The organism is Floccifex sp. (genome assembly GCF_051873495.1).
Lineage (GTDB): Bacteria > Bacillota_I > Bacilli_A > Erysipelotrichales > Erysipelotrichaceae > Floccifex.
On record NZ_JBJEEX010000015.1, the window covers coordinates 1 to 3,212 of the forward strand.

Annotated in this window: 3 protein-coding genes; 2 read left to right on the forward strand and 1 reads right to left on the reverse strand. The window is 31.7% G+C overall.

Annotation, left to right across the window (positions count from 1 at the left end):
- Positions 1-64 precede the first annotated feature (64 nt).
- Both ACI313_RS01060 and ACI313_RS01065 read left to right on the forward strand, forming a co-directional pair.
- Positions 65-1,255, forward strand: coding sequence for an ATP-grasp domain-containing protein (locus tag ACI313_RS01060; RefSeq protein WP_439755074.1), 1,191 nt, complete (start codon positions 65-67; stop codon positions 1,253-1,255).
- Positions 1,256-1,292: 37 nt separating this feature from the next.
- Positions 1,293-2,027: an alpha/beta hydrolase gene (locus tag ACI313_RS01065; protein ID WP_320607481.1), complete on the forward strand. Its 735-nt coding sequence runs from the start codon at positions 1,293-1,295 to the stop codon at positions 2,025-2,027.
- 34 nt (positions 2,028-2,061) lie between these two features.
- On the opposite strand, the gene ACI313_RS01070 is transcribed toward ACI313_RS01065, so the two are convergent.
- Positions 2,062-3,096 (reverse strand): threonine aldolase family protein, encoded by a 1,035-nt coding sequence (locus tag ACI313_RS01070; protein ID WP_439755075.1) that lies wholly within the window; start codon positions 3,094-3,096, stop codon positions 2,062-2,064.
- Positions 3,097-3,212 lie beyond the last annotated feature (116 nt).

Consider the following 3,212-nt stretch of genomic DNA (forward strand, 5'->3'; position numbering starts at 1 on the left):
AGTAAAAGTATATTCTAAATGACTATTAGATGAGTCAATTAGAATATACCAGGAGAGAGAAAGTATGAATTTTGTGTTTATTTCCCCTAATTATCCAGACACATACTGGATGTTTTGTAGAGGGTTAAAAAAATATGGTGCTAAAGTTTTAGCTATCGTGGATACACCTTATAATTCTTTGCAACCAGAACTAAAAGCACACTGTGATGAATGCTATGTAGTCTCTAGTTTTCATAATTATGATGAAATGGTACGTGCTTTAGGGTATTTTACTTTTAAATACGGAAAAATCGACTGGATTGAGTCTAATAATGAAGCGTGGTTAACTCTTGATGCACGATTACGTGATGATTTTAATGTAAAGACTGGTTTTAGTTTTTCTCAAATTGATGAGTTTCAATCTAAAGCCGCAATGAAAAAATACTATGAGTCTGTTGGAATTCCAACTGCTCGTTATTTATTAGTTGATTCATTAGAAAGTGCATTAGATTTTGCTCATAAAGTTGGCTATCCTCTCGTTTTGAAACCCGATCATGGAGTAGGAGCAAGTTTCACTTACAAACTTCAAAGTGATGAGGATTTAAGACATTACTATAATCAAACAATGCAATATCATATGATATTAGAAGAATATATTGACGGTACAGTATTTACTTTAGATGGTTTATGTGATGGAAACAGTAATATTCGTTTCCTAAGTAGCATGGAATATATTGGAAGCTGCATGGACAGCGTAAACAATCAATTGAGCATGGCTTCATATACAACTTTAGAAATTTCAGATGAATATCGCCAACTTGCTCAAAAAACAATAAAAGCTTTTAAATTGAAAAATAGATTTTTCCATTGTGAATTCTTCCGTCTAAACAAAGACATTGAAGGCTTAGGACCTAAAGGTTTTGTTTTAGGATTAGAAGTTAATTTCCGTCCACCTGGAGGAATTTGTCCCGATTTGATGAATTATGCCTGTGATATTGATGTTTATGATTTATGGGCGCAATTATTATTAACACAAAATTGTCCTGACATTATTAATAAACCTTATTCAGCTGGTTTTGCAGGGCGTAGAGATTCAATTCACTATAAATACTCAATAGAGAAACTACAAAATGAATTTAAAGACGACATCATCTATGTTAAACATTTACCAAAAGCTTTTGCAGCTGCTATGGGTGATGAATTAATTGTAGCTCGTTGGAAGACAAAAGAAAACAGAGATGCTTTTTATCAAAAAGCTTTGATGATTGAAAATTAGAGAGGGATGCATTGTGCTAAAAAAATTTGAGATGCATATGACTTCATTGAATGAAAATCGAATGATTCATATGTATATTCCAGATGATTATATGGACTCTGGTAAAGTGTATCCTGTTTTATACATGTTTGATGGACAAAACTTATTTTTAGACGATGATGCCACTTTCCACCATTCTTGGCACTTAATTGAGGCTGTAGAACAGAAAAATCTAGATTTGATCATTGTTGGACAAGAGTGTTCTCATATAGGAAATAATCGTTTAAATGAGTATGGACCTTATCCTTTTGCTGATTTTGATGTAAAAGAAGCCTTCGAAGGTTTAGGTTATTTAACAATGGATTTCTTCATCAATGAATTAAAACCACATATTGACAAGAACTATCCTACTAATCCTTCAAGAGAATGCACTTGGATTGGTGGTTCAAGTTGTGGTGGTTTGATGGCACTCTATGCTCAATTGGTTCATTCAGATATTTATTCAAAATCGTTAGTGATTTCCCCTTTTGTAGCTCCGGTAGAAGATTATCTTTATATCGAATCTTATTATAGTCACTTTTACGATGAAAGTGCAATTTATATGTCGTGGGGTGCTTTAGAAGATGGTAAACATGAATTCGTGAATGAAACTAAGATTTGTACACGTATTGTATCTTTATTACAAAATAAAGGAGTTCATTTTCACCTAAATGTAAAACCATATGGACATCATAGTGAGATTGATTGGTCAAAAGAGTGTAATGAATTTTTGGAATTTCTTTTTAATGAGTAAAAAAAAGTCAAGTTGAAAATCAACTTGACTTTTTTTATAATTCCGAAGCTTGTTCAAGATATTGAATTAACTGGTCAACATCTTCTTTTTTTGTACACCAGCTTGTAGCAAATCGAATAACAAGCATATCTTCTCTTTGATCCCAAATTTCAAAATCAACACGTTCACTTAGATATTCATATTGTTTTTTACTTACAACCGGGAACACTTGATTGGTGTCACTTTTCATATATAGAGGATATTTCATTCGAACAAGTTCGTCCTGAATATGACTAGATAATTCATCTGCATGTTTTGCGTTTTTAAAATAATTATCGTTTTCAAATAATCCAATAAACTGTACTCCTAATAACCATCCTTTTGCCATCATAGCACCATTTTGTTTTAAGTTAAAACGGAAGAATGGTTTAATTTCAGGATTTGTGATAACAACTGCTTCTCCCATAAGAGCTCCGTTTTTTGTTCCACCAATATAGAATACGTCACACCATTTAGCTAAATCATTAATAGTATAATCACAGATAGGTGACATTAAAGCTTGTGCTAAACGTGCGCCGTCCATCATAAGATATAAACCTAATTCATCACAAATATGTCTTAAATCCATTAATTCTTCACGTGTATAAACAGTTCCGAACTCTGTAGCATTTGAAATATAAACCATTTTAGGGTATACCATATGTTCATAAGTTAACATATGATCATTAAAACACTTACGAATTACATCACTTGTTAATTTGCCATTATTATTAGGAAGCATAATAACTTTGTGACCTGTGGCTTCAATAGAACCGGTTTCATGAGTTGCGATATGTCCTGTATCACATGCAATAACTCCTTCATATGGTTTTAAAACATGTTTAATAATAGTCTGATTTGTAAGTGTTCCACCTACAATGAAATGTACATCTACATCTAAGTCTGGAATTTGCTGTTTAATTAATGAAATTGCCTTTTGACAATATTCATCTTGTCCATATCCTGTAATGTTTTCATAATTAATATCTTTTAATATATTTAAAATGTCTTCGATACATCCTTGTCCATAATCATTTCTAAAAAATAACATTGTATCCACCTCCGAGCGTTATAATTTTATCATTATCTAATAAAAAGAAAAAGCAGAAAATTGAACCGAACCCAATAATTTGGACAAATTAATTTTTAAGCTGATGCTAAGGATTG